We start from the raw sequence: 21,547 nt of genomic DNA, 5'->3' as shown, positions 1-21,547 counted from the left end.
TGTGTAGTGTATCCCACACCTTAGCGAAGAGCAGGAAATTCTTGGCTCTTTTGACTACGTTTTAACATCTTCAACCGAGGTTGCACCTGGTCAATATCAGCTACCGCAAGCGGACTATCGGGAAGTAGCTCTAGAGCTGGATGGTAATACGGCGGTAATTCCGCCGCTTCCTTTAGGTATTTCTCTTTTCCCACAATCAAGTGGACATAGGACAGCTCATCGTAACGCGTAGTGAGAGGAAAATCAGTAATAAATATTTTTTGTGGCAGATCCTGCGCCCTCACGACTAAAGAAAGCCACTCGCTGGCTTTTTCCACCTCACGATTGTCCGCCGTGTGATCCTCGGTATCTCGAGCCGAATCGGTGTGGAAATAAACCCCCACATGAGGCGCAATAACTTCCGCTTTGAAGCGTTGCAATTCTTTAAAACTGCGGACCTTGATGATTCCGTATGCATCGGCATCCTTGAGCTGCTCCAGCCATCCATCCAACTCCGATAGATTCGTATTGTCCATATCAAAGAAAACTGCTGGGCTAATAACGTGATCATAAAGTTTACCCATCTCCGCGCTATCAGCCCGCGCTTGGGCCAATCTTTCGGTGAAGATGCCGCTATGGTCCACCCTCTTAGTCGCAGGCATCTCTACCGCCGCAATCGAGCGCTGCGGGAAGACGAGGCCGCGTCGACCCGGACCTGGCTGATATTGTGTCAGCTGCTCACCTGCCTCGATGCGATCTGCAAGTTCTGCGGCACTACCAAACTGTTCACCCAGGGCCACTAATGGATGATTGGATAATCCTGCTACCTTGCGCATACTTTCCACGCTAAAGCGGGGATCAGGAAATGCCAGAACACGTATTTTTGCACCGAAAGCTCGCGTGCTGGCAACTGCTGCAATACTTGAATCTGCGGATGCAATTACAATGGGGGCAGTATCTGCGTCGCGTTTAGAATTCAGCGGGAAAGGGCGCAATTTTTGGCCACCGTCTGGACGGCCAAAACGCTCTTGCGGGCTCATGTCAGCAAATTCTTCATCCCATGCAGGCACCAATTCAACGGCCTCATCTCCTGGGAGCTTAGCCACACTGCGGATCACAGATTTTTGATACGTTATCGCTTTGCGCTGGAATTGCAGTGCGGTGAGGTCCCCTAGAGCTACCGGAGTTAACGTATCTTTGATGATTGCTACATCCCCACTGAGCGAGGCCAAAGGCACATCTCCGACGAGTAAGATAGTTTTGACGCCCAGGCGATCGATTTCGGCGATAATATCGTCGCGGTCGTCGTCAGTCATGGTCAGCATCGGAGCATGAGCAACCACTGCGATGCTGGCTGCACGCAACTGGTGGGCAATATCTGGGTCTGAAATCACCAGAGTTTCCGCAGCCTCGAAGAAGTGTCTTACCGCCGCAATCCCCGAACCAGTGTCGCTTAATACAACTGGTTCCCGATCGAATATAGGATTGACATGGTGCCCTAGATTCCTGGTTCGCGATTGCTCTAGATGATCGGCAACTTGAGTAGTTGGAATCGCTGAAATCTGGCGAGCCGGATCAGTGGTACACGCGCCGAGCACCAACGACGCTAGCAGGACGCTTGACAGTATTTTCCAATAACGCATGAATTACTTGCGGGCATCCACGAAGGCACCTGGGCCCTCTTCTCCAGCGTGAAGGTTATCTTCATCAACATCTAAGATGGCTGTGACTCCCATGGCTGACTCGATCATCTTCAGAATCTTATGGCGTCGATCATGAAAGAATTCTCGGGCATTGGCACTAAAGAGTAAGTGAGAATCAATGAGATGGGAATTCAATACGGCATCGAACTCCGCATCGTCAAGCAGACTTTTCAGCTGAATTCGGTGCAGGTAGCGCGCAGGCGAGTTCTGCTCCAGCATCACATATGTGCGCCGCGACATTGGGGTCCGGTTGAGAACCGAATCTGATAGAAATTCTTCGATGCCGTTTTCCGCGCACCACTCGGTCGGGAAAATCTTGCGGAAATGTGTGCTGAGGGCGTGGAAATTTTCCCCGTCGAACCTAGAATTGCTGCGCCAATCTATAGCACCGCGCCCCATGATTAAAGCATAGATGCCTTTATAGAGCCCAGAATGTGGGGTAGCAGAATGCAGTCGTGATTCCACAAAGCGGGCTTGAGCAATGGTTTTTGGCTCTGGTACGCCCCTGGAATTGTTGTAATCAAGAATCCACTTGGTTACTTCATCGACATCTTGGCTTGTTCGCACCATGACAGCTGGGGAGCCGTAGAGTTCGCCAAATACCCCGCACCAGAACCAGCGATTCAGGCGGTCAAGTGCTGCTTGGTTGTCCAAGACACTGTCATCGAGAAGGGCTCTGATCGCGGCTAGGGGTACCAATTGGGCACTATAGGGCACTTGGTCAATGGAATGAATACAGCGTTCAGTGAGGAAGTCACCGACGTGTTCAAATGCAGATCGCAGTTTTTCTGCGGCCTCTTTGTACTCCTCGAGCGTGAGCTGCAGAATTGACTGCCTGAAGCCTGAGGCTTTGCCCTTGTTGTAGGTGCAATAGAGGGCAACAGCAGTGAGGAATTCGGTGCGCCCAATTTCTGCTAAAGCTGGGTGGGCATTAAGGACCCGCTGGGTTTTGCGCCAATCATCGGCTAGGTGAAAATTCTGGTCCTGGGCAGCAAAGATTGCAGTGATGAGCTCGAATACGTCCATTTGCTGACCCACGCTATTAGCATGGGCAAAAATCGATCCGATTCCAGCCTGGGCAGTATCACGATCCAACCTGATAATGGGGATTTGGTAGCGCACTAGTGGCTTGATAACCCGGGTATAAAATTTCTTTGCCACGTCATGGGAGGAAGCAACAGCTATATCGAAGAGTAGATCTGTACCTTTTTCAAAGAGTAAATCTGCCACTGGAATATAGCCATAGGTAGATGCAGTATCGGAGTCTGGAAGTTGTGCAGAAGGGCCGAAATGCGAACACACAACACCTTGTTCATCAACTGCGATGACAGCATCATCTGGAATGATTTCTTCTGCTGTAGCGCGCTCAACATTAACGTAAAACCGCCGACGCACCCGCTTATGACGAAAGTCGACGCTTTCGACGATTCCACCACCACGGAGGCAATGATACAAGGTAGTCAGGCGTTGTTGTCCATCAAGGAGCAGCATACCTGGACCCAGGCCATGATCTGGGGCGCCGGCGAGGGGGCGCGGACGGAAACGGAGTACCTCGTTGCGCGTGTCGAGCGCCATGAATGCGCCGATGGGGTCGCCCCGTAGGACTGAAATGATTAGAGTGCGGATTTGGTCGACATCCCACCGGTATTCGCGCTGGAAATCTGGCAGTTGGATATCGCCGCGATCTACACGAGCGAAGAGATCGAGAAGATCATAACTTGGGGTGCTATAAGCCATAATTTTAGCTTAGCCGATGATCAGCACGTCGTCTCGTGCCTTTGGTGCCCGGGGCCTTCGAGCTGCACTGTTGAGTGCTCGATACCAAAATCGAGCAAGCGATCTTGAACTTTATCCAAGACGGTACACGACCCAATGGACATATCGCGATCGACTACGAGGTGGCAGGTGGCGATTAGTTCATTGCCGTCAAGTGACCAGACGTGTAGATCATGTACTGTTAGCACATCATCGATATGGGTAAGCGCTAGCTTAATCTCGGCCATGTCTACCCCTAGTGGCACCTGTTCCGTAATCACCCTTAGCGATTCCCATGCCAGCTTCATGCTCCGCGGGAGAATGAGGGCTGCGATGATGAGCGAAGCTACCGTATCAGCCCATATAATTTGGTAGAAGATCATGGCGAGGGCTGCGATGATTACGGCAATTGATCCGAAGAGATCGACGAGAACGTGTAAATAAGCACCGCGCATATTCATGCTGGAGTGACTGTGTCCGTGCAACACAAGTGCCCCGAAAATATTTGCCACCAAACCTATGATGCCTACTCCGAGCATTAGTGGGGCGTTGATCTCTTCCTGGGCGAAAAAACGCATGATCGCTTCCACTACGATCCACAACGAGATAATCGAAACGCTCAGCGCGTTCGCTAAGGCGGCTACCACCTCTAGTCGGCGGTAGCCGTATGTTGCGGTATCGCTTGCAGTCTTGCGGGCGAAAATGATGGCTAACGCGGCTACTAGAAGTCCTGTTGAATCCGAGAGCATATGCATCGCGTCAGAGACGAGGGCGAGCGAGCCAGATATATATCCACCAATGAGTTCGGCAAAAAAAATTGTCGCGGTGAAAATAAGAACTGTTAGGAGTGCTTTTAGACCCTCCGGTGCGTGGCTATGATGATCATGATCGTGGTTGTGGTTATGGTTATGGTTGTGATCATGGCCATTACTGTGGTCATGGTTGTGGTCATGATCATCATCGCGGGCATGGCCACGACCTACAAGCACCTTGGACTGCTGGGGCACACTGTGCTCCTGATCGTGCGTGCGAGGAGTCGGAGCGGTCTGGGACTCGGAAGCGTCACGTGCGCGGATACTATAGCGACGCGCGCCTCGCGAGCGAGTTTCTCCCGGGCGACGGCTGTGTCCGTGGTTTAAATGACGTCGTTTCCTGCTCATAATGCTACCCTAACCTGTACTTTCATTAACTTCAATATAATGAAAATAGATATTCATATCAGTCGGTCTTTTTGGGGTTTTTCTTAAGAAAAAGAGAGCAAAAAAATGGGGCGACCGTCGACATACCCGGCTCGTTGCCATCGCTTACCGGTCGTTTCCGGTTACTTATTTCAAAGATACTTATCGCTGACACAATTTACGCGGCTAGACCTCCACGAAGACGGTTCGACGCCCCCGCACGTTAAGCAAATTCTCACAGATCCAATACTTCTTCTCATTAGCTCTAATGTGCCCACATTGAGCACTCGGATGCGACAAAGCGAGCTTTTAAGGTGGGTGTACCCGAAAGTCCAGCCCACACGCTACAGAGCACGCAAGAACACAAGTTACAACCAGATGATGGGAATTGGTCGGCAAAGTAGAACTTAAGAGGTAGCTCTAAGAGTAGCTCTATCGAAGCCCAGCTCTCCTACTCTCAACACATATCCCGAACCTCACCAGGCTTGTACCCAATGTCGAATAGTAAGCTTGGCAGAGCAAAACCCCTCGGAATACCCGAGGGGTTTGAGGGTCAGCAGCTACCTAAACTCTAGGCAGTGGCATCGAGAGGATTTTTAACCCAGCTCATAAGATCGCGCAGTTTCTCGCCAGTCTCTTCGATCTGGTGTGCAGAAGTCTCAGCGCGCAACTGTTCAAGCCGCCGATTGCCGTCTTTGATATTGGCTAGGAGCTGCTCTGTGAAGGAACCGTTCTGGATATCCTGCAGAATTTCGCGCATGCGTGTCTTCGTATCCCCATCAATGACACGAGGACCAGACAGGTAGCCGCCGAGCTCAGCGGTATCGGAAATCGAGTAATTCATATTAGCCAGACCGCCCTCATAGATGAGGTCAACGATCAATTTCATCTCATGCAAGCATTCGAAATAAGCCATCTCCGGCTCGTAGCCAGCTTCAACGAGGACATCGAAACCATTTTTAATCAGCTCTTCGAGGCCACCACACAGCACAACCTGCTCACCAAACAGATCAGTAACAGTCTCGGCCTCAAAAGTAGTGGGGATAACCCCGGCGCGAGCGCCACCGATGGCTGCAGCATAAGACAGGCATAGCTCCTTGCCGTGACCGTGAGGGTCTTGGCCTACGGCAATCAAGCACGGCACCCCTTTACCGTCGACAAATTCACGACGGACGAGATGTCCAGGGCCCTTAGGGGCGATCATTCCTACGGTTATATTCTGCGCAGGCTCGATCAGTTTGAAGTGAATATTGAGGCCGTGGGCAAAAAGGATTGTATCGCCGTCTTTTAAATGTGGTGCAAGGTCTTCCTCGTAGACTTTGGCCTGGGTGGTATCGGGAACCAAGACCATGATGACATCTGCCCATTCGGCGGCCTCGGAATTTGTTTTAACGTCGAAACCGGCTTCTTCAGCCTTTTGACGTGATGGGGAGCCTTCGCGCAAACCGATAACGACCTCGACTCCTGAGTCACGCAAATTCATCGCATGGGCATGCCCTTGGGAGCCGTAGCCCAAAACCGCTACCTTGCGGGATTGGATGAGGGAGAGATCAGCATCTGCATCATAGAGCAGCTCAATTGCCATGAAAAAAGGACCTTTCTGTTAAAGAATATGAGTCACACGAGAGTTTCCTAGTGGGGACTCTGTGAAACTAATTATAGGATACTGCTTAATTGATCTTTGGAGCCATCGTCTTCGGACCACGGGTCAAAGCGATCGGCCCTGAGGATATTAATTCTCGAACTCCGAAGGGCCTTAGGATCTCCAGAAAAGCCGCCAACTTATCCTCGGTACCTGTGGCCTCGATAACCACAGATTCGGGAGCCACGTCGATAATCCGAGCCCTGAAAATATTGGCTGCATCGACTACCTGTGGGCGATTTGAGGCATCTGCCGAGACCTTAACCAGCATTAGAGCACGGGCCACTGTCGATTCTGGATCCATGCGAACCACTTTGCGAACTGGCACGATCTTGTTGAGCTGTTTGGTGATCTGCTCAATAGCATTTTCATCCGCATCGAAGACGATGGTAATTCGTGTGAGCTGTGGCGTTTCGGTGGTGCCCGAGACGAAGGAACGCAAATTGAAGCCGCGACGTGAGAACATTGCGGACACTCGGGTCACCAGCCCATCAACGTCCTCTACCAAAGCGGACAGTATATGGCGGGAATTTTTAGGTTGATTATTCACGCTATCCCTCAGATCTTTTTCGTCATATCGTCGACGTCGGTGGGCGAAGCTTCGTCGAAAAGCGGACGTAGATCACGCGCGTATTGAATTTCGGAATTCGAGTGCCCCGCAGCGACCATGGGCCACACCTGCGCATCCTCTCCGACGATAAAATCTATAACCACCGGTCGGTCATTGATCTCGCGCGCTTTGTGAATCGCCTCAAGTGCCTCCGCCTCGGTGGTGGCTCTAAAAGCAGCGCAGCCCTGAGCCTCAGCCAGTCCTACAAAATCAGGTAGAAAATGATTACCCTTGCGCAGTTGGGTATGAGAGTAGTGTCCGTCGTAGAACAGTGTCTGCCACTGGCGCACCATGCCTAAGTTGCCGTTATTGATGAGGGCTACCTTAATGGGGAAGCCATTAGCTGAGGCCGTAGTGAGTTCCTGGTTGGTCATCTGGAAACATCCATCGCCGTCAACCGCCCATACTTCACGGTCGGGTGCTGCAGCTTTAGCGCCTACGGCCGCCGGAATCGCATAACCCATGGTTCCTAGCCCCCCGGAATTAAGCCAGTGACGAGGTCTTTCGAAGTCGATAAACTGCGCTGACCACATTTGGTGTTGACCTACTCCGGCACAGTAGATTGCCTCAGGTCCAACTATCGATGAGAGGGACTCAATCACGAATTGAGGTTCCAAAACTCCATCGGCGCTGTGCTCGTAGCCACGCGGGAACCTCTCTTTAAGATCGCTGAGATGATACGTCCACGCAGAAATATCAATCCCTTGGGGCAAAGTTCTATCAAACTCTTCCGCCAGCGCCACAAGTACCTCGCGGGCATCCCCAACTATGGGGATATCGGCCATTCTGATCTTGCCAATTTCGGCTGGGTCTATATCAGCGTGGATCACCTTAGCCTCCGGGGCAAAAGATGCAGTATCACCGGTTACGCGGTCATCGAAGCGGGTGCCGATAGCGATCAGCAAGTCGCTCTCTTGAAGCGCCCCCACAGCGGGAACTGTTCCATGCATGCCTGGCATACCCATATGCAAAGGATGTGAATCGGGAAATACGCCGAGCGCCATCAAAGTAGTCACGACTGGAATTCCAGTTTTTTCGGCAAAGATTTTCAGCTCGCGGGCGGCATCAGCCTTCACGACGCCGCCCCCAATATAGAGGGCCGGGCGGGTAGATTCTGCGATGAGCCTCACTGCTTGTTCGATGGGACGCGAATGAGGTTTGGTCACGGGGTGATACCCAACAAGTTCCAGACGCGGTGGCCAGTGGAATTCCATTTCCATCGCTTGGATATCTTTGGGAATATCTACGAGCACTGGTCCGGGGCGGCCCGTATTCGCTACATGAAAGGCCTCGGCGATAGCCCGCGGAATTTCGTCCGGAGAAGTAATCATAAAACTATGTTTGGTCACCGGTATCGTAATCGATCGAATATCGGCTTCCTGGAAGGCATCTGTTCCTAACATGGGGCGGGCCACTTGGCCTGTAATGGCGACGAGCGGAACAGAGTCGAGATAGGCATCTGCTATTGGGGTGACGAGATTGGTTGCACCTGGTCCGGACGTGGCAATGCAGACGCCCACTTTTCCGGATACTTGTGCGTAGCCTGTCGCCGCGTGGCCAGCACCTTGCTCATGACGAACTAAAATATGCCGCAATTTCGTTGATTTATAGAGCGCGTCGTAGAGTGGCAAAACGGCCCCGCCGGGCAGACCGAAGACAATATCGGTGCCCAACATTTCCAGAGTCCGAACGACCGCGTCGGCGCCGGTCATTCGTTCTGGTTGTGCAGCTTTAGCACGCGAAGCAACCGTGGCGGGGCTCGGACGTGAGGGAGTTGTCACGACTTCTAACTCCTTGTTGGGGTCTAGAAATAAAGATATTCCTTCACTCCTGCCCATTATCCATGGTGTGATAATCGCAAAGAATGAAGCCAATGGCGGTCTGCCACCTAAAACACTAAAGCCCCCGTATTCCTAGCACTTGTGGTGCGTAGGTTTCGGGGGCGCTTTGGTTTCGACTTGAACTTTAGCAAGCCGCGACATCAAGCGCCGCGCCGTTCACTACTAGTACAAGTCGAATAATGTTCATAGTCACCAATCATACAATTCAACTAAGGGAATTGTCGAAAATATCGCTTTTTACCCCTCGCCACTACCCCATCCAGAGCTCTCCCAAAAACCAATCGGTGCAGGTAGAGGCTTATTCGCCCAAAAAATTCTGGAGCACCCCAAGTTAAGCTATCAGCAGTCATGACCAAGCAGTGAGGCGCTCGATCCGCACTATTCGCGAGACCACAGGGAAGACGATAACCTAGAAAGAATTATGCATATCAGTTATATTGCCCAGTCTCTATGGAACTGGTTTCTCGATCCTGGCATTCCTCTAGCCCTGCTTATCTTGTTAGCGCTCCTGGTGCCCCGCGCTGGACGCCTCGCCATGTATATCATTCGTAATAAGGTCGTGGATGAACAAGCGGATGAGCAGAAAACCCAACTCGCCTTCGCGGGAGTATTTGTTTATGCCGCTCAAATCTTGGCCTATTTCCTCATCTTTGTTGCAATATTGCAACAACTTGGATTTTCTCTCGCTTCCGCAGCTATTCCTGCAACGGCGGCCTCAGCCGCTATCGGCCTGGGTGCGCAATCCATCATCGCAGATTTTCTCGCGGGCTTTTTCATTCTCTCGGAGAAGCAGTACGGGGTTGGCGATTGGGTGATCTTTAAAGGGGGATCTGCCGACGCTATCGAGGGCACCGTCATTCAAATTACAATGCGATCGACTCGTATTCGAACCCTCGCAGAAGAGACGGTTATCATCCCGAATTCCAAAGCCGGGGTGAGCATCAATTGTTCCAATCACTGGTCTTCTGCCGTAGTTTCCATGCCCGTTCCCCTTCTCGGATCCCATTCGGTGGACGAAGCCGTCGAACGCGCTACTAGCGCTACACAGCGCGCCCTCGATGAGCCTAATATACGTGAGGTGGTTTTGGGCCCCCTTGCCGTACATCCCGCATTGGCGATCAATCCGCCTGCGAGCGTTGGCATGCCGTGGACCATGCAAATGCGCTTCCTTACTCAGGTCAAGCCGGGTTCTCAATGGATGGTAGAACGCGCAGTGCGAGTCAAAATTATCGAAGAGTTTTGGCACGAATACGGATCCGCTGCAACGATTGATGGACGCATCGTTTCAGAACTCGAAGATACCCAGACTCCTCATTCACTCGCGACGCAAGCTACCACCGTTGAGTACACCCCCCAAGAAGGAACTATGCATCCCAGCAGTGCGGAACGGCTAACTGAGCGTGGATTCCTCACCGATAACGATCCCGCTGTTACCGATCCTGCGCAAGAGGACGACGCAGAGCCGACCGCACACTCCTCGCAGCATATTTTTACCTTCGGCGGAAGGGTACGTCTGTCCACTGCTTTGATGTTGCTAGCGGGGATCATTCTGCTAGCTATTAAGGCCTTCACTCTCGAACCCGAGCCCACTGCAGAAACTCCAACGCTGTTACCGCAGAGTCAGATCCAGCCCGCCATTCCAAGTGAAACTGAACCAGAGGTGACTATTGTTCCTCAAGATACCCACGACGATACCCACGTAGCGGAACTCACGGAGGAGCCGGTTTCCATCCAGCCCACAGCGAACCCCGAAACTGAAGTGACAGTCGAACCTGAATCCACCACCCCCTTAGATAGCTCAGTGGAGCCTGAAACTACTTAAAGAATTAACCGTGATCTTGAGAATCCAATATCATCAATGAGTATGAGCGACCACAACCCCGACAACCCCGAGACAATCTTTCGTGTCGATCGCGCCCATCTGCTCGCAGCGATCTTCATGGCAGCCCTAGCGCTGCTCATCTCAGGCGCTGCTTTTACATATCTCTTCTGGGTGCCATTCCTACCGCTGGTCATGATTTATTATGTGCTGAGGTCGCGCACCGTTATTACCACCGACGGGATTACCGCCTACTATGCATTCAAACGCCCAGCCACAATGCCATGGGCAGAATTCACCGGGCTCGGTTTTCAGGGCTCGCGCGCACTGGCATTTGGTTCGCACAATAAGAAGATGAGGCTTCCTGGTATCAGCTTCAATTCCTTGCCCGAACTAGAAAAAGCCTCTTTTGGCCGGATTCCCGATGTTATCACTAAGGCTCACCAGGCGGCCGATGACCAGGTTGTCATCATAAATAAAGACGGCCACCAAGTCCTCATTTCTAAGGATGAGTACGATGCCCGTATTCATAGTGATACCGCTGACAACGATTAAGGATTGACTAGTATGATTCCTCTGCGCTCTCGCGTAACCACGGTTGGCCGCAACGCATCTGGGGCACGCGCCCTATGGCGAGCTACCGGCACCAAGGAACAAGATTTTGGCAAACCAATTGTGGCCATCGTCAATTCCTATACCCAATTTGTTCCAGGGCACGTGCATCTGAAAAATGTGGGCGATATCGTCGCTGAGGCTGTCCGCAAGGCGGGAGGTGTCCCCAAAGAATTTAATACCATTGCCGTCGATGACGGTATCGCGATGGGTCACGGGGGCATGCTCTACTCCCTACCTTCTCGCGAGATTATTGCTGATTCTGTGGAATATATGTGCAATGCCCATACCGCCGATGCGATGGTGTGCATCTCCAACTGCGATAAAATTACCCCCGGCATGCTCAACGCCGCCCTCCGTTTGAATATTCCAGCGGTCTTCGTCTCTGGTGGCCCCATGGAAGCCGGAAAAGTTGTGTCCATTGACGGGGTCGCTCACGCCCCCACTGATCTCATCACAGCAATCACGGCCTCTGCCAATGAGGCAATCTCCGATGCTGAATTGCGCACAATCGAAGACCTCGCCTGTCCCACCTGTGGTTCCTGTTCAGGAATGTTCACCGCGAATTCCATGAATTGTCTCACCGAGGCATTGGGACTATCCCTGCCCGGTAATGGCACCACCTTGGCCACCCATACCGCTCGGAAGCAGCTTTTTGAACAAGCCGGCCATATGATCGTCGATCTGTGTCAGCGTTACTACGGCGAGGAAGATGAATCAGTGCTGCCACGCTCGATCGCGACTAAAGAGGCCTTTAGCAATGCCTTAGCTCTCGATATGGCCATGGGCGGGTCCACCAATACGATCCTGCACACTCTAGCGGCAGCTCAAGAAGGCGAGGTGGACTTCGATCTCAGCGATATTTCGGAACTCTCCCATAAAATTCCTTGTATTTCCAAAGTTGCGCCTAATGGGCACTACCATATCGAAGACGTCCATCGCGCTGGAGGGATTCCAGCAATCTTGGGTGAATTACGACGCGCCGGGCTCCTTCATGAGCAGGTACACACAGTGGCTTATGACACCTTAGACGGCTGGCTTAACGATTGGGATATCCGCGGCGGCAAAGCCCTCGATCGGGCCGAAGAACTCTTCCACGCCGCCCCCGGCGGCATGCGCACCACAGAACCGTTTAGCCAATCGACGCGGTGGGAAAGCCTAGATACCGACCAAAAAGATGGTTGCATCCACAGCATCGACCATGCTTACTCCGAAAACGGCGGACTCGTCATTTTGCGTGGCAACTTGTCCCCTGACGGTTCGGTTTTGAAAACCGCCGGCGTCGACGCCGAATTATGGGAATTTTCCGGGCCGGCACGGGTGTGCGAATCCCAGGAAGAAGCTGTGTCTATTATTCTCAAACGAGAGGTGCAGCCCGGAGAAGTAGTTGTCATTCGCTATGAAGGCCCAGCCGGGGGCCCTGGCATGCAAGAGATGCTCCACCCCACCTCTTTTCTTAAAGGAGCAGGTCTTGGCAAAGCGTGTGCTCTTATCACAGACGGACGCTTCTCCGGTGGGACCTCTGGTCTATCCATCGGCCATATCTCCCCTGAGGCCGCTCACGGCGGGCTCATCGGTCTCATAGAGAACGGAGATATGATCAGCATCTCAGTGAAAAACCGCGAACTCAATCTACTCGTCGACGCCGACGAGATCGAAAGACGTCGCCAGGCACAAGGGGTCCGCAACAAACCGTGGACGCCAGTCAACCGCCAACGCACAGTATCGAAGGCATTGCGGGCCTACGCAAAAATGGCTACATCCGCTGACAAGGGTGCCGTCCGCGAAGTATAGGAAGAAGAATCTCAATGACTTTGCTGCGGCGCTTCAGGCCGCTGCTCACGGTAGTAGCTTGTGTGGTCTCCGCACTCATTATGGTGCTTCAGATCGCAGACCCTCACGGGCATATAGATATGATCATTTATCGTCAGGGAGCACAAGCCTACATGGACGGAGCCAGTCTCTACCAGGCAGGATTTCCCGCCTACGATCTTACCTTGCCGTTTATCTACCCGCCCTTTGCAGCACTTCTCCTTAGTCCGTTCGCCCTCCTCTCAGAGCAGCACGCTGGCTACTTGATGATTGCTCTATCGGGGCTTCTCCTAGCGCTCTGCCTATGGTATTTAGGGCGCTATCTTTTCTCGTCTCCCTCTGCCGCATTACTTTTTACAGCCACAGGGTGGGGATTCGGGCTGCTTCTGGAACCTGTTGTGCAGAATGCCAAATTTGGGCAAATCAATATGTGGCTTCTCGCCTTGGTTTTTCTTGATATTGTGCCGCGCAAGCGAAAGATACCACGAGGGTGGTTGATAGGAATCGCCGCTGCCATCAAAATCACCCCAGCAGTCATGGTGCTCTACCTGGTGCTCCGCAAAGATCTCAAGGGCATTGGGATGTTTATCTTAGGAGCTGTGGGAGCCACGGCCATTGGTGCTCTTCATAATACCAAGGAAACTGTTGATTTCTTTGGCCGTGCCATCTTTGTTATGAATGATAATTCACGCATTGGTGTGAATATCGGCTATATCTCCAACCAATCAATCAAGGGTGTCCTCACACGGTTGTGGCCAAGTTCCGAGGCAGCCCACAATGCCAGTGACACCATTCAGGTACTCTGGCTGATCCTAGCGGTACTAGTGACCGTCATTTTCGCCGTAGTTATGCTCCGACTGCTGCGATCTGGCCTGGATTTCGAGGCAGCATTAGTCAATACAGCCCTCATGCTGCTAGTCTCCCCTATTTCCTGGTCACATCACTGGGTGTGGTGGCCTATATGGATAGCGGTTCTCGGCTACTATGCACTGCGTTTGCGTGCCCGTACATTGGTGGTTCTATTGGGAGCTATGAGCTTTTTTATGATGACCACTCCACCTCATTGGTGGCTCGGTGATCCCCAAGGTGATCAGGACTTTGAGCAGATTTTACTGCTTAAACTGTGGATGGATGATTATTTCTTTTGGACTCTTTTCCTCATCCTCCCACTGCTAAAGACGAACGTAAAAGGCGCTGCAGTCTCACCTGCAGCGCCTGGAGTTCGGACTTAGTTAAAAGGGTTCGTGGCCGCCCCGAACCACCACAACGCGGCGGCCGCACCAAGGCCTACTATCACAAAGACCCAGCTCGAAGCTAGAGGCCGTTTCGACCACGAACGACCGGCGTCGAAAGAGTAACGGCCAGGACCTGTGAATTGCACAACGAGAGCGATCGCGCTCAAAAATGCACCAAACCACAGCGTCTCAGTAGCCGTATTAAAGGTGAGGCTGTCTTGGATATTGATGGTGTGCAAGGCCATGAAGGAGGTTGATATGATCGCCAGCGCCGCAGCTACTGGGCTCAGGAGTCCAAAGAGCAAGAATATGCCGGCAGTAAGCTCAATCGTAGGAAGTGCGATGCTAAGAATATCGCCATAAGGATAGGCAGCAAATTCGGCGGATAGCTCACTGATACCCTCCGACGAACCGATGCGGAAAAAGACGATGAGAGCGTGACTGATGAGGTAGAGGCTAAAGAAGATACGCAAAAGGAGCAGTCCAAAGTCAAGAGTTCCACGCTTAACTTCCTTTTCCACGATCACCTCATCTCGAACCACAAAGTCTGCAGGAACACCTGCTGGCGCTGGTTCTGTTAGAGGAGCAGGTTGGGCAAGCTGCACAGCGGCAAGGTGCTGAGTGGCATCTGTACCCATTGCACCGTCGTCATAGGCACTGATAGGTGCATCAGAGGCGAGGCGATCACTCACTTCAAAAATTTCGGCCTGCTGGGTGGCAGCCGCCGGAGTGCGCACGGGATGATCCAGTGCATCCTCGGCGTGCATATCAGGCACCTCGCCTAGCACTGGTTCAGGGCTAGGGTTAATGCTAGGGCTGTGAGGGGGGATATCCTGTGGGGCCGCCCGTCCGGCGCGCGCATAAATATCTGTAGGCTCAGCAGCGGTGGGCGGCGTATTAGGATCAAAGGTTGGAATATCTGAGTCGAGCTCGGTGGCTCGATCGGGTGTATTATTCTCGCTCATACTTTATCAATGTAGGCGAGAACGCCGTCGAATAGGGCAACGGCACGCAGGAAAACTAGCAGCGATGCAGAGCTTTTTCCAAGGCTCCGCGCTCCGCTGTTGTGACCGCGAGATCATATGTGTGCTTGATCTGCACCTGCTTACGAGCATACTCGCAGTGAAATTCCTCGTTAGGTGGCATCCAGCTCGCCGCAGACTGTGCGCTCTTCGAGGAGTTCTCAGACTGCGTGGTGGCAAGGAGGTTAATAGGATCATTAGCAAAAGCGAGACGACGTTGATTATCCCACCGATAAGCTCCGGCATACCACGCGTCACCGAGGGCAACCACATGATCGATGGGAACGAGGGCACTGGTTTTCTGACCTCGCTGGAAATCAACGCGCTTCCCGGTATAAGGATCGATGAACCAGCCACTTTTCACCTTACATGTCTCGACCTTATTCTTCCGCTTCGAGGGAACAAAGACCACATCATTAAGGTCGCGCGCAAGAATATCATTTCGAGTATCGCAGCTATTGCCACTCAAATCGACGTCCATAGCATCGTCACTCCACGCCTTACCAAAAGCGCCTCGATCGTATGCGGGTGCATTCTTATCGAAGACGCGAGTCGGTAGCTCCGCAAGCCAAGCCAAAGATTGCTGGTCGCCAGTTACCGCTGGAGGCACCTCGCCTGCACCCTCTGGTCCTTCGGGTGCCACGTCGGGGAGCTGTTCGTCTTCCGCTGATTCTCCAGGTACAGCGTCGAGGTCCTCCTCCTGCTGAGGAGAGCTACCAGTGTCAGGGTTTTCCTCAGTTGTCGGGGTCACAGCCGAAGTCACTGCTGGAGGTTGAGTGCTCGATCCCGAATTACTTCCTAATACAACGCCCACAATGAGCGATACCGTCGTGATAATTCCAATTACTAAACTAATAAGCTGCGCCATATCAAGGCCAAAAGGTCGTGCATTTTTCACGGTCGGTACCGTATCACAACCGTCCGAAAATGTGCTCATAGAGTCTGTGCTGCACCAACTACCGCTTGGGTCAGGCGCTCTAGCGAGGTCGATTCCAGACGCCAGCTCTGCCAAAACAGGGGTACCGCCTGGACCTTTTCATCGAGGAGTATAATCTCTCCGCTCTCAAGAAGGGGGCTAGCCTCATGAATAGGTAGCATTGACCATCCCAGACCCACTCTCGTAGCTTCGATAAAAGCTTCGGCAGAAGGGATCTGGGATATGCGTCGGTGGCGCGAGCGCCCTTTGAGGTCATCAATTTGCAAGGTGTCCCGGGGACCAAAACGCAACGTTGGCATCGCAGCCCAATCTAGTTCGCCTTGGATTGTATAGCGGTGCGCGAGGCGGGGATGGGCAACGGGCACATAGCGCATGGTTCCCAATGCCACAGACTCACATCCGGGGACCGGATTCTTTTCTCGCGTCACTGCACCCAAAACATCCCCCCTACGCAGCAAGTTTAGCGAATGCGATTCGTCTTCGATGAGTAGCCTTAATGTGGCATTCTCCCACCGAGCCACCTCAGCCAACACAGGTTTAAACCAGGTGGACAGTGAATCCGCATTAACGACGACGCTCAGCGGAATACCCGCAATTCTTCCCTTTAATTCTGCGAGAGTCTCCGCCTCCAGAAGCGCCATCTTGCGAGCGGACTGCACCAAAATTTCTCCAGCAGCGGTGGCAGTCACCGGGCTCGTACGACGTAAGAGAACCCGACCGGCGAATTTCTCTAAACTCTTGATGCGTTGGCTAACCGCTGAAGGGCTAATGCCTAGGGCTGCGGCGGCATCTTCGAAACTACCCTCGTCGATAATGCTGAGCAATGTGTGCAGGTGAGTGGGGTTCATGAAGCTATTCTAAACTATGTTTAAGGTATGTAATTTTACTTAAGGATTCGCTCAATCTAATTTCATTGAGTATGAGCATTGTTATCGCTGGATTCCTCCTGGGAATCTCCATTATCGTGGCCATTGGTCCTCAGAACGCACTCATTATCCGACAGGGCATCAAACGCGAAGCTGTTGGAGCTGTTGTGGCCGTCTGTCTCATCAGTGATATCTTGCTCATCTTCGGTGGCACCGCAGGAGTGGGCGCCATAATCGAGCGGGCTCCAATTATTCTCACCATTTTGAAGTATGCGGGCGCAAGCTACCTCGCCTGGTTTGGGCTGAGCTGTTTTAGGGATGCTTTCAAACCTAAAGGCGGATCTATGGTCATAGAGCAATCCTCCCCTACTGCTCCCGTTGACGGTGCCAGCGGTTCCGGGGGCGTTCAGGTTAAGGTGCGACCACAGCAACGCACTCGGACATGGACGAAGCCCGTTCTCGCGGCGCTTGCGTTTACATGGCTGAATCCAGCTGCCTATATCGATGCACTCATCATGCTGGGCGGAATGGCAAACCAGTATGGAACGTCTGGTCGCTGGTATTTCGCTACAGGTGCCCTCATCGCCTCAGTTGTGTGGTTTCCTCTCATAGGCTTCGGGTCCAGCTACTTCTCCCATATCTTAGCCAAGCCCTCATCCTGGCGTATTATTAACGCTGCCATCGGCTGCATTATGGCCGTCATGTGTGTGCGCTTACTCATGCACTAACTGAACGTGTGCTCTAACCGAAACCAACAAGAGGGATCTAGCCGGAGCTAGATCCCCCTCTTTTTTAAGAGTTGAGCTTTTTCGCAATGAGCTGGTTCACGTGACCTGGATCGGCCTTGCCGCGTGTTGCCTTCATCACTTGACCAACAATGGCTCCGACAACTTTCTTATTGCCGGCTCTATATTTCTCCACGATATCTGGATTGGCTGCTAAGGCCTCATCTACTGCCTTTTCGATCGCACCATCATCGCGGACTACCTCCAAGCCTCGGGCCTTAATAACTTCAGCCACACTGCCCTCCCCGGCGACGACCCCGTCAACTGCCTGGCGGGCCAACTTATTGGTAAGCGTTCCCTGCTTAACCATGGACACCACCTCAGCAACCTGCTGAGGGGTGATAGCGAGGTCCTCGAGTTCCACACCGCGCTCCTTGGCTTTTTGCGCCAGATAAGAAACCCACCAAGAACGAGCCTCGTCAGCAGTGGTTCCGGCTTCTACGGTTGCGATGATGACGTCGATGGCACCAGCGTTCACGAGATCGCGCATTTCAGCGTCGGAGAGATTCCACTCCTTCTGAATACGTGCCTTCCTCACCCACGGCAGCTCCGGCAGGGTGGCGCGGATCTCCTCGACCCATTCTCGGGGGGCAATAACCGGCGGCAAGTCGGGATCATTGAAATACCGATAGTCCTCGGCGGTTTCCTTGATACGGCCGGAGGTCGTCGACCCGTCGGTTTCCTGATAGTGGCGCGTTTCTTGGATAATCTCACCTCCGTTCTCGATCACTGCTGCTTGACGCATCATCTCGAAGCGCACAGCCTGCTCAACGGATTTGAGAGAGTTAATATTCTTTGTCTCTGTACGGGTGCCAAATTCCTCAGCTCCGATCCGATTGAGCGAGAGATTCGAATCAACGCGCATAGATCCTTGATCCATTCGCGCATCAGATACACCCAGAGCCTTGACCAAATCTCGAAGCGCAGACACATATGCTTTTGCTACTTCTGGGGCTCTCTCACCAGCACCAACGATGGGCTTTGTCACTATCTCTATAAGTGGAATCCCTGCGCGGTTGCAATCCACCAACGACGAGGTGGCTCCGTGGATGCGGCCATCGGCCCCACCGATATGAGTCAACTTGCCAGTATCTTCCTCCATATGTGCCCGTTCAATGTCAATCCGCCACGGCGTACCGTCATCGAGAACCACATCGAGATAGCCATCGTAAGCAATTGGCTCGTCGTACTGCGAGATCTGATAATTTTTGGGCTGATCAGGATAGAAATAATTCTTGCGAGCGAAGCGCGAAGATTCAGCGATGGAGCAGTTGAGGGCGAGGCCGATCTTAATAGCCCACTCGACTCCCTGAGCATTTACAACGGGAAGCGCACCAGGCAGACCGAGTGAAACGGGATCAACATTGGAATTGGGTTCTGAACCGAAATGAGCCGAGGATGTGGAGAACATTTTGGTTTCAGTTGCCAATTCAACGTGGACTTCCATGCCCATCACTGGCTCAAATTTTTCCAGGACCTCGTCGTAATCCATCAGTTCATCAAAGGCTGTAGTCATAATTCACCATTCTATACTGTCTCCTCCGAGATACCGATACCCACTGAGAAGCCAGATAATCGGGACTCCGTGCGCCGTTGCATCACCATCGTGGGGGTGGTGTGTCCTGTGCACCCGATACTCTCATCCATATGAGCATAGTTAGCCAGGCATCAGCCACTAATATTTTAAGAAGAATTACCGGAGATGATGACCATCATCTCCACCCTGACCAATGGGATGCGATAGATGCCCTTGTCAACGGCCATCAACGGCTCTTGGTGGTCCAACGGACCGGATGGGGAAAATCAGCCGTTTATTTCATAGCTGCTCAACTCCTCCGCGATGCAGGGGGTGGCCCCGCTGTGATTATCTCCCCGTTATTAGCTTTGATGCGCAACCAGATCGAAGCGGCCCAGCGCGCTGGCATTCAGGCAGTGACTCTCAATAGTGCAAATATCGACGAATGGGGCACGATCGCTTCCCGTCTAAGGGATGGGGACATCGATATTCTCCTCGTGTCCCCCGAGCGGCTGAATAATCTTAATTTCCGCGAAGAGCTCCTGCCTCGACTGGCAACACAGTTGTCACTTCTTGTCATCGATGAGGCGCACTGTATTTCAGATTGGGGACATGATTTCCGCCCTGACTATCGCCGCATTAAGGACCTGATTCCCACTCTGAATCCGGCAACCCCAGTGCTTGCCACTACTGCTACCGCAAATAACAGAGTAGTCGGCGATATCAGTGCTCAATTAGGGGAAGAAACCACGATCATGCGTGGATCTCTCGCCCGGCGTTCGCTATATCTCAATGTGCTCCACCTACCCGATTCGTCCCAACGAGCGGCGTGGATTGCTACTCATATACAAGATCTATCTGGTTCCGGCATCGTTTATTGCTTGACTATTGCGGCAGCCGAAGAGCTCGGCCACTATCTTCGTTCCATGGGTTATCAGGCGGCTACCTATACAGGGCGCACTGAGGCTGCAGAGCGGGAACTCTATGAGCAACAACTTCTCAACAACGAACTGAAAGTACTCGTTGCCACATCCGCCTTGGGCATGGGCTTTGACAAACCTGACCTCGGCTTTGTCATACACTACGGAGCGCCCTCCTCACCTATTAGCTACTATCAGCACATTGGACGAGCAGGCCGCAATAACGATCAAGCCAGTATTATTCTTCTACCCGGAACTGAGGATCAGGCAATTTGGGAATACTTCGCCAAATCGAGCCTGCCCGATGCTTCCGCCGTCGAGCCTCTTATGCAGGCCCTCTCCCAAGCAGATACCCCTCTCACCGTGGCCCGCCTGGAGAATTCTGTCAACCTAAGCCGCGGGCGAATTGAGCAAACCCTGAAAATCCTCAGCGTTGACCACTTCGTAGAGAAAACCCGCAGCGGATGGATAAGAACCAGCAAACCCTTTACTCTTGACCTCCACAAGAACCAGGCTCTCAAAGAAACACGCGCAAAGGAGGCACAGGCGATGTTGGACTATATCGAAACGTCGTGGTGTCGCGAGCTTTATTTACGCAAGCAACTCGATGATATGACCGCTACGGAACCGTGCGGTCGGTGCGACAATTGCCGCAACACCTACCTCGACCCACATATCGACACAGCGAGTCTCGAGGCCCTGCGTGCAGCGGCCGCTCAGAGCGGCGTCGATATAAGCGTCCGAAAGAGGTGGCCTGCTGGTGTAACCCAGAAAGGACCAATTTTAGGAATTGCAGGGATCAAAGCTCTCGATCGACTCTCCTCCCTCACGCACGGAACACTATTACGTCAAATCCTCCACGACAAAGCGTGGCCCTTCGCTGCCCGGTGGCAGGACGACCCACTCCTCGCCCTATCCGTCAGTGTCTTACAGGATTGGGAGTGGGAATATCGCCCGCGCTGTGTGGTCGTCTTAGAAAATCCGCATCCAGACATAACAACATTGCTCCACCAGTATGCGCAGTGCCTAGCAGATATTGGCAATATAAATTTCAGCGGTGTACTAAAGCTCCATGAGGGGGCCCGAGACGTCGACGCACATAATTCCACCTACCGCGTGAGAGCACTCACCAAGAGATGGAACTGCGACTCTCTCGGTGAGGTCATCGGTCCTGTATTACTCATCAGTGATGTTGTGGACACGTCGTGGAGTGTCACTGTCGCGGCTTCGGAGCTGCACGAGCACTACGGTGTCCAGGTCCTCGGTCTCGTGCTTGCAACCCACTATTAGAAAAAGCCTGCGACCACAGAGGCCG

General features: G+C 52.7%; 16 protein-coding genes. 6 read left to right on the top strand and 10 right to left on the bottom strand.

The features are described 5' to 3' along the window. Positions 1-20 precede the first annotated feature (20 nt). From N7326_RS05690 to N7326_RS05665, 6 genes are all read right to left on the bottom strand, one after another. On the bottom strand, positions 21-1,622 hold the full coding sequence (locus tag N7326_RS05690) for a hypothetical protein (protein WP_263088291.1): 1,602 nt from the start codon (positions 1,620-1,622) through the stop codon (positions 21-23). A gap of 3 nt (positions 1,623-1,625) precedes the next feature. After that, positions 1,626-3,419, bottom strand: a complete 1,794-nt coding sequence (locus N7326_RS05685) for a GmrSD restriction endonuclease domain-containing protein (RefSeq protein WP_259158358.1) — start codon at positions 3,417-3,419, stop codon at positions 1,626-1,628. 20 nt (positions 3,420-3,439) lie between these two features. Beyond that, positions 3,440-4,597 (bottom strand): cation diffusion facilitator family transporter, encoded by a 1,158-nt coding sequence (locus N7326_RS05680; protein ID WP_317630510.1) that lies wholly within the window; start codon positions 4,595-4,597, stop codon positions 3,440-3,442. 589 nt (positions 4,598-5,186) lie between these two features. Beyond that, positions 5,187-6,200, bottom strand: coding sequence for a ketol-acid reductoisomerase (gene ilvC / locus N7326_RS05675; protein ID WP_259077841.1), 1,014 nt, complete (start codon positions 6,198-6,200; stop codon positions 5,187-5,189). A gap of 85 nt (positions 6,201-6,285) precedes the next feature. Next, the gene (ilvN, locus tag N7326_RS05670; RefSeq protein ID WP_259077854.1) at positions 6,286-6,807 is read right to left on the bottom strand and encodes an acetolactate synthase small subunit; all 522 of its coding nucleotides are present in this window, start codon (positions 6,805-6,807) and stop codon (positions 6,286-6,288) included. Between the two features lie 8 nt (positions 6,808-6,815). Continuing rightward, entirely contained in the window at positions 6,816-8,705 is a 1,890-nt protein-coding gene (locus N7326_RS05665; protein WP_263088297.1) for an acetolactate synthase large subunit, read from the bottom strand. Positions 8,706-9,129: 424 nt separating this feature from the next. On the opposite strand from N7326_RS05665, the gene N7326_RS05660 reads away from it, so the two are divergent. Genes N7326_RS05660 through N7326_RS05645 form a run of 4 tightly spaced genes read left to right on the top strand, consistent with a single transcriptional unit; the run spans position 9,130 to position 14,183 of the window. Then, a complete protein-coding gene (locus N7326_RS05660; protein ID WP_259077883.1) occupies positions 9,130-10,530 on the top strand; it encodes a mechanosensitive ion channel domain-containing protein in 1,401 nt (466 codons plus the stop codon). Between the two features lie 42 nt (positions 10,531-10,572). Continuing rightward, positions 10,573-11,082, top strand: coding sequence for a PH domain-containing protein (locus N7326_RS05655; protein WP_259289472.1), 510 nt, complete (start codon positions 10,573-10,575; stop codon positions 11,080-11,082). Positions 11,083-11,094: 12 nt separating this feature from the next. Next, positions 11,095-12,933, top strand: coding sequence for a dihydroxy-acid dehydratase (gene ilvD / locus N7326_RS05650; RefSeq protein WP_263088290.1), 1,839 nt, complete (start codon positions 11,095-11,097; stop codon positions 12,931-12,933). A gap of 14 nt (positions 12,934-12,947) precedes the next feature. Further along, positions 12,948-14,183: a glycosyltransferase 87 family protein gene (locus N7326_RS05645; protein ID WP_259077900.1), complete on the top strand. Its 1,236-nt coding sequence runs from the start codon at positions 12,948-12,950 to the stop codon at positions 14,181-14,183. Here the strand turns inward: N7326_RS05645 and N7326_RS05640 are convergent. The 3 genes from N7326_RS05640 to N7326_RS05630 are packed head-to-tail and all read right to left on the bottom strand — an operon-like array spanning position 14,180 to position 16,993. Beyond that, entirely contained in the window at positions 14,180-15,151 is a 972-nt protein-coding gene (locus N7326_RS05640) for a DoxX family protein (protein ID WP_259077903.1), read from the bottom strand. The two genes, N7326_RS05645 and N7326_RS05640, sit on opposite strands and share 4 nt — an antisense overlap. Before the next feature lie 55 nt (positions 15,152-15,206). Then, entirely contained in the window at positions 15,207-16,145 is a 939-nt protein-coding gene (locus tag N7326_RS05635; RefSeq protein WP_259077905.1) for an HNH endonuclease family protein, read from the bottom strand. Next, positions 16,142-16,993, bottom strand: a complete 852-nt coding sequence (locus tag N7326_RS05630; protein ID WP_259077907.1) for a LysR family transcriptional regulator ArgP — start codon at positions 16,991-16,993, stop codon at positions 16,142-16,144. Before N7326_RS05630 ends, N7326_RS05635 begins: the two co-directional genes overlap by 4 nt. Before the next feature lie 71 nt (positions 16,994-17,064). On the opposite strand from N7326_RS05630, the gene N7326_RS05625 reads away from it, so the two are divergent. Continuing rightward, positions 17,065-17,739 (top strand): LysE/ArgO family amino acid transporter, encoded by a 675-nt coding sequence (locus tag N7326_RS05625; protein ID WP_259077908.1) that lies wholly within the window; start codon positions 17,065-17,067, stop codon positions 17,737-17,739. Between the two features lie 64 nt (positions 17,740-17,803). Here N7326_RS05625 and gatB read toward each other — a convergent pair whose 3' ends face one another. Continuing rightward, positions 17,804-19,312, bottom strand: a complete 1,509-nt coding sequence (gene gatB / locus N7326_RS05620; protein WP_259077911.1) for an Asp-tRNA(Asn)/Glu-tRNA(Gln) amidotransferase subunit GatB — start codon at positions 19,310-19,312, stop codon at positions 17,804-17,806. Positions 19,313-19,443: 131 nt separating this feature from the next. Here gatB and N7326_RS05615 point away from each other — a divergent pair, with 131 nt between their 5' ends. Further along, positions 19,444-21,522 carry a RecQ family ATP-dependent DNA helicase gene (locus N7326_RS05615; RefSeq protein ID WP_259077913.1) on the top strand — a complete coding sequence of 693 codons (2,079 nt, stop codon included), beginning with the start codon at positions 19,444-19,446 and terminating at the stop codon, positions 21,520-21,522. The last annotated feature ends 25 nt before the right edge of the window (positions 21,523-21,547 follow it).

Origin of the sequence: Corynebacterium sp. ES2794-CONJ1, assembly GCF_025660615.1 — a bacterium.
Lineage (GTDB): Bacteria > Actinomycetota > Actinomycetes > Mycobacteriales > Mycobacteriaceae > Corynebacterium.
The sequence above is the reverse complement of the archived record's forward strand: the minus strand, read 5'-3'. Positions and strand labels throughout refer to the sequence as shown.

What these genes read in the sequence shown, in the direction of transcription:
- N7326_RS05690 (WP_263088291.1), bottom strand. Translation starts at nt 1,622, where the DNA reads ATGCGTTATTGGAAAATACTGTCAAGCGTCCTGCTAGCGTCGTTGGTG.
- N7326_RS05685 (WP_259158358.1), bottom strand. Translation starts at nt 3,419, where the DNA reads ATGGCTTATAGCACCCCAAGTTATGATCTTCTCGATCTCTTCGCTCGT.
- N7326_RS05680 (WP_317630510.1), bottom strand. Translation starts at nt 4,597, where the DNA reads ATGAGCAGGAAACGACGTCATTTAAACCACGGACACAGCCGTCGCCCG.
- ilvC (WP_259077841.1), bottom strand. Translation starts at nt 6,200, where the DNA reads ATGGCAATTGAGCTGCTCTATGATGCAGATGCTGATCTCTCCCTCATC.
- N7326_RS05665 (WP_263088297.1), bottom strand. Translation starts at nt 8,705, where the DNA reads ATGGGCAGGAGTGAAGGAATATCTTTATTTCTAGACCCCAACAAGGAG.
- N7326_RS05660 (WP_259077883.1), top strand. Translation starts at nt 9,130, where the DNA reads ATGCATATCAGTTATATTGCCCAGTCTCTATGGAACTGGTTTCTCGAT.
- N7326_RS05655 (WP_259289472.1), top strand. Translation starts at nt 10,573, where the DNA reads ATGAGCGACCACAACCCCGACAACCCCGAGACAATCTTTCGTGTCGAT.
- ilvD (WP_263088290.1), top strand. Translation starts at nt 11,095, where the DNA reads ATGATTCCTCTGCGCTCTCGCGTAACCACGGTTGGCCGCAACGCATCT.
- N7326_RS05645 (WP_259077900.1), top strand. Translation starts at nt 12,948, where the DNA reads ATGACTTTGCTGCGGCGCTTCAGGCCGCTGCTCACGGTAGTAGCTTGT.
- N7326_RS05640 (WP_259077903.1), bottom strand. Translation starts at nt 15,151, where the DNA reads ATGAGCGAGAATAATACACCCGATCGAGCCACCGAGCTCGACTCAGAT.
- N7326_RS05635 (WP_259077905.1), bottom strand. Translation starts at nt 16,145, where the DNA reads ATGAGCACATTTTCGGACGGTTGTGATACGGTACCGACCGTGAAAAAT.
- N7326_RS05630 (WP_259077907.1), bottom strand. Translation starts at nt 16,993, where the DNA reads ATGAACCCCACTCACCTGCACACATTGCTCAGCATTATCGACGAGGGT.
- N7326_RS05625 (WP_259077908.1), top strand. Translation starts at nt 17,065, where the DNA reads ATGAGCATTGTTATCGCTGGATTCCTCCTGGGAATCTCCATTATCGTG.
- gatB (WP_259077911.1), bottom strand. Translation starts at nt 19,312, where the DNA reads ATGACTACAGCCTTTGATGAACTGATGGATTACGACGAGGTCCTGGAA.
- N7326_RS05615 (WP_259077913.1), top strand. Translation starts at nt 19,444, where the DNA reads ATGAGCATAGTTAGCCAGGCATCAGCCACTAATATTTTAAGAAGAATT.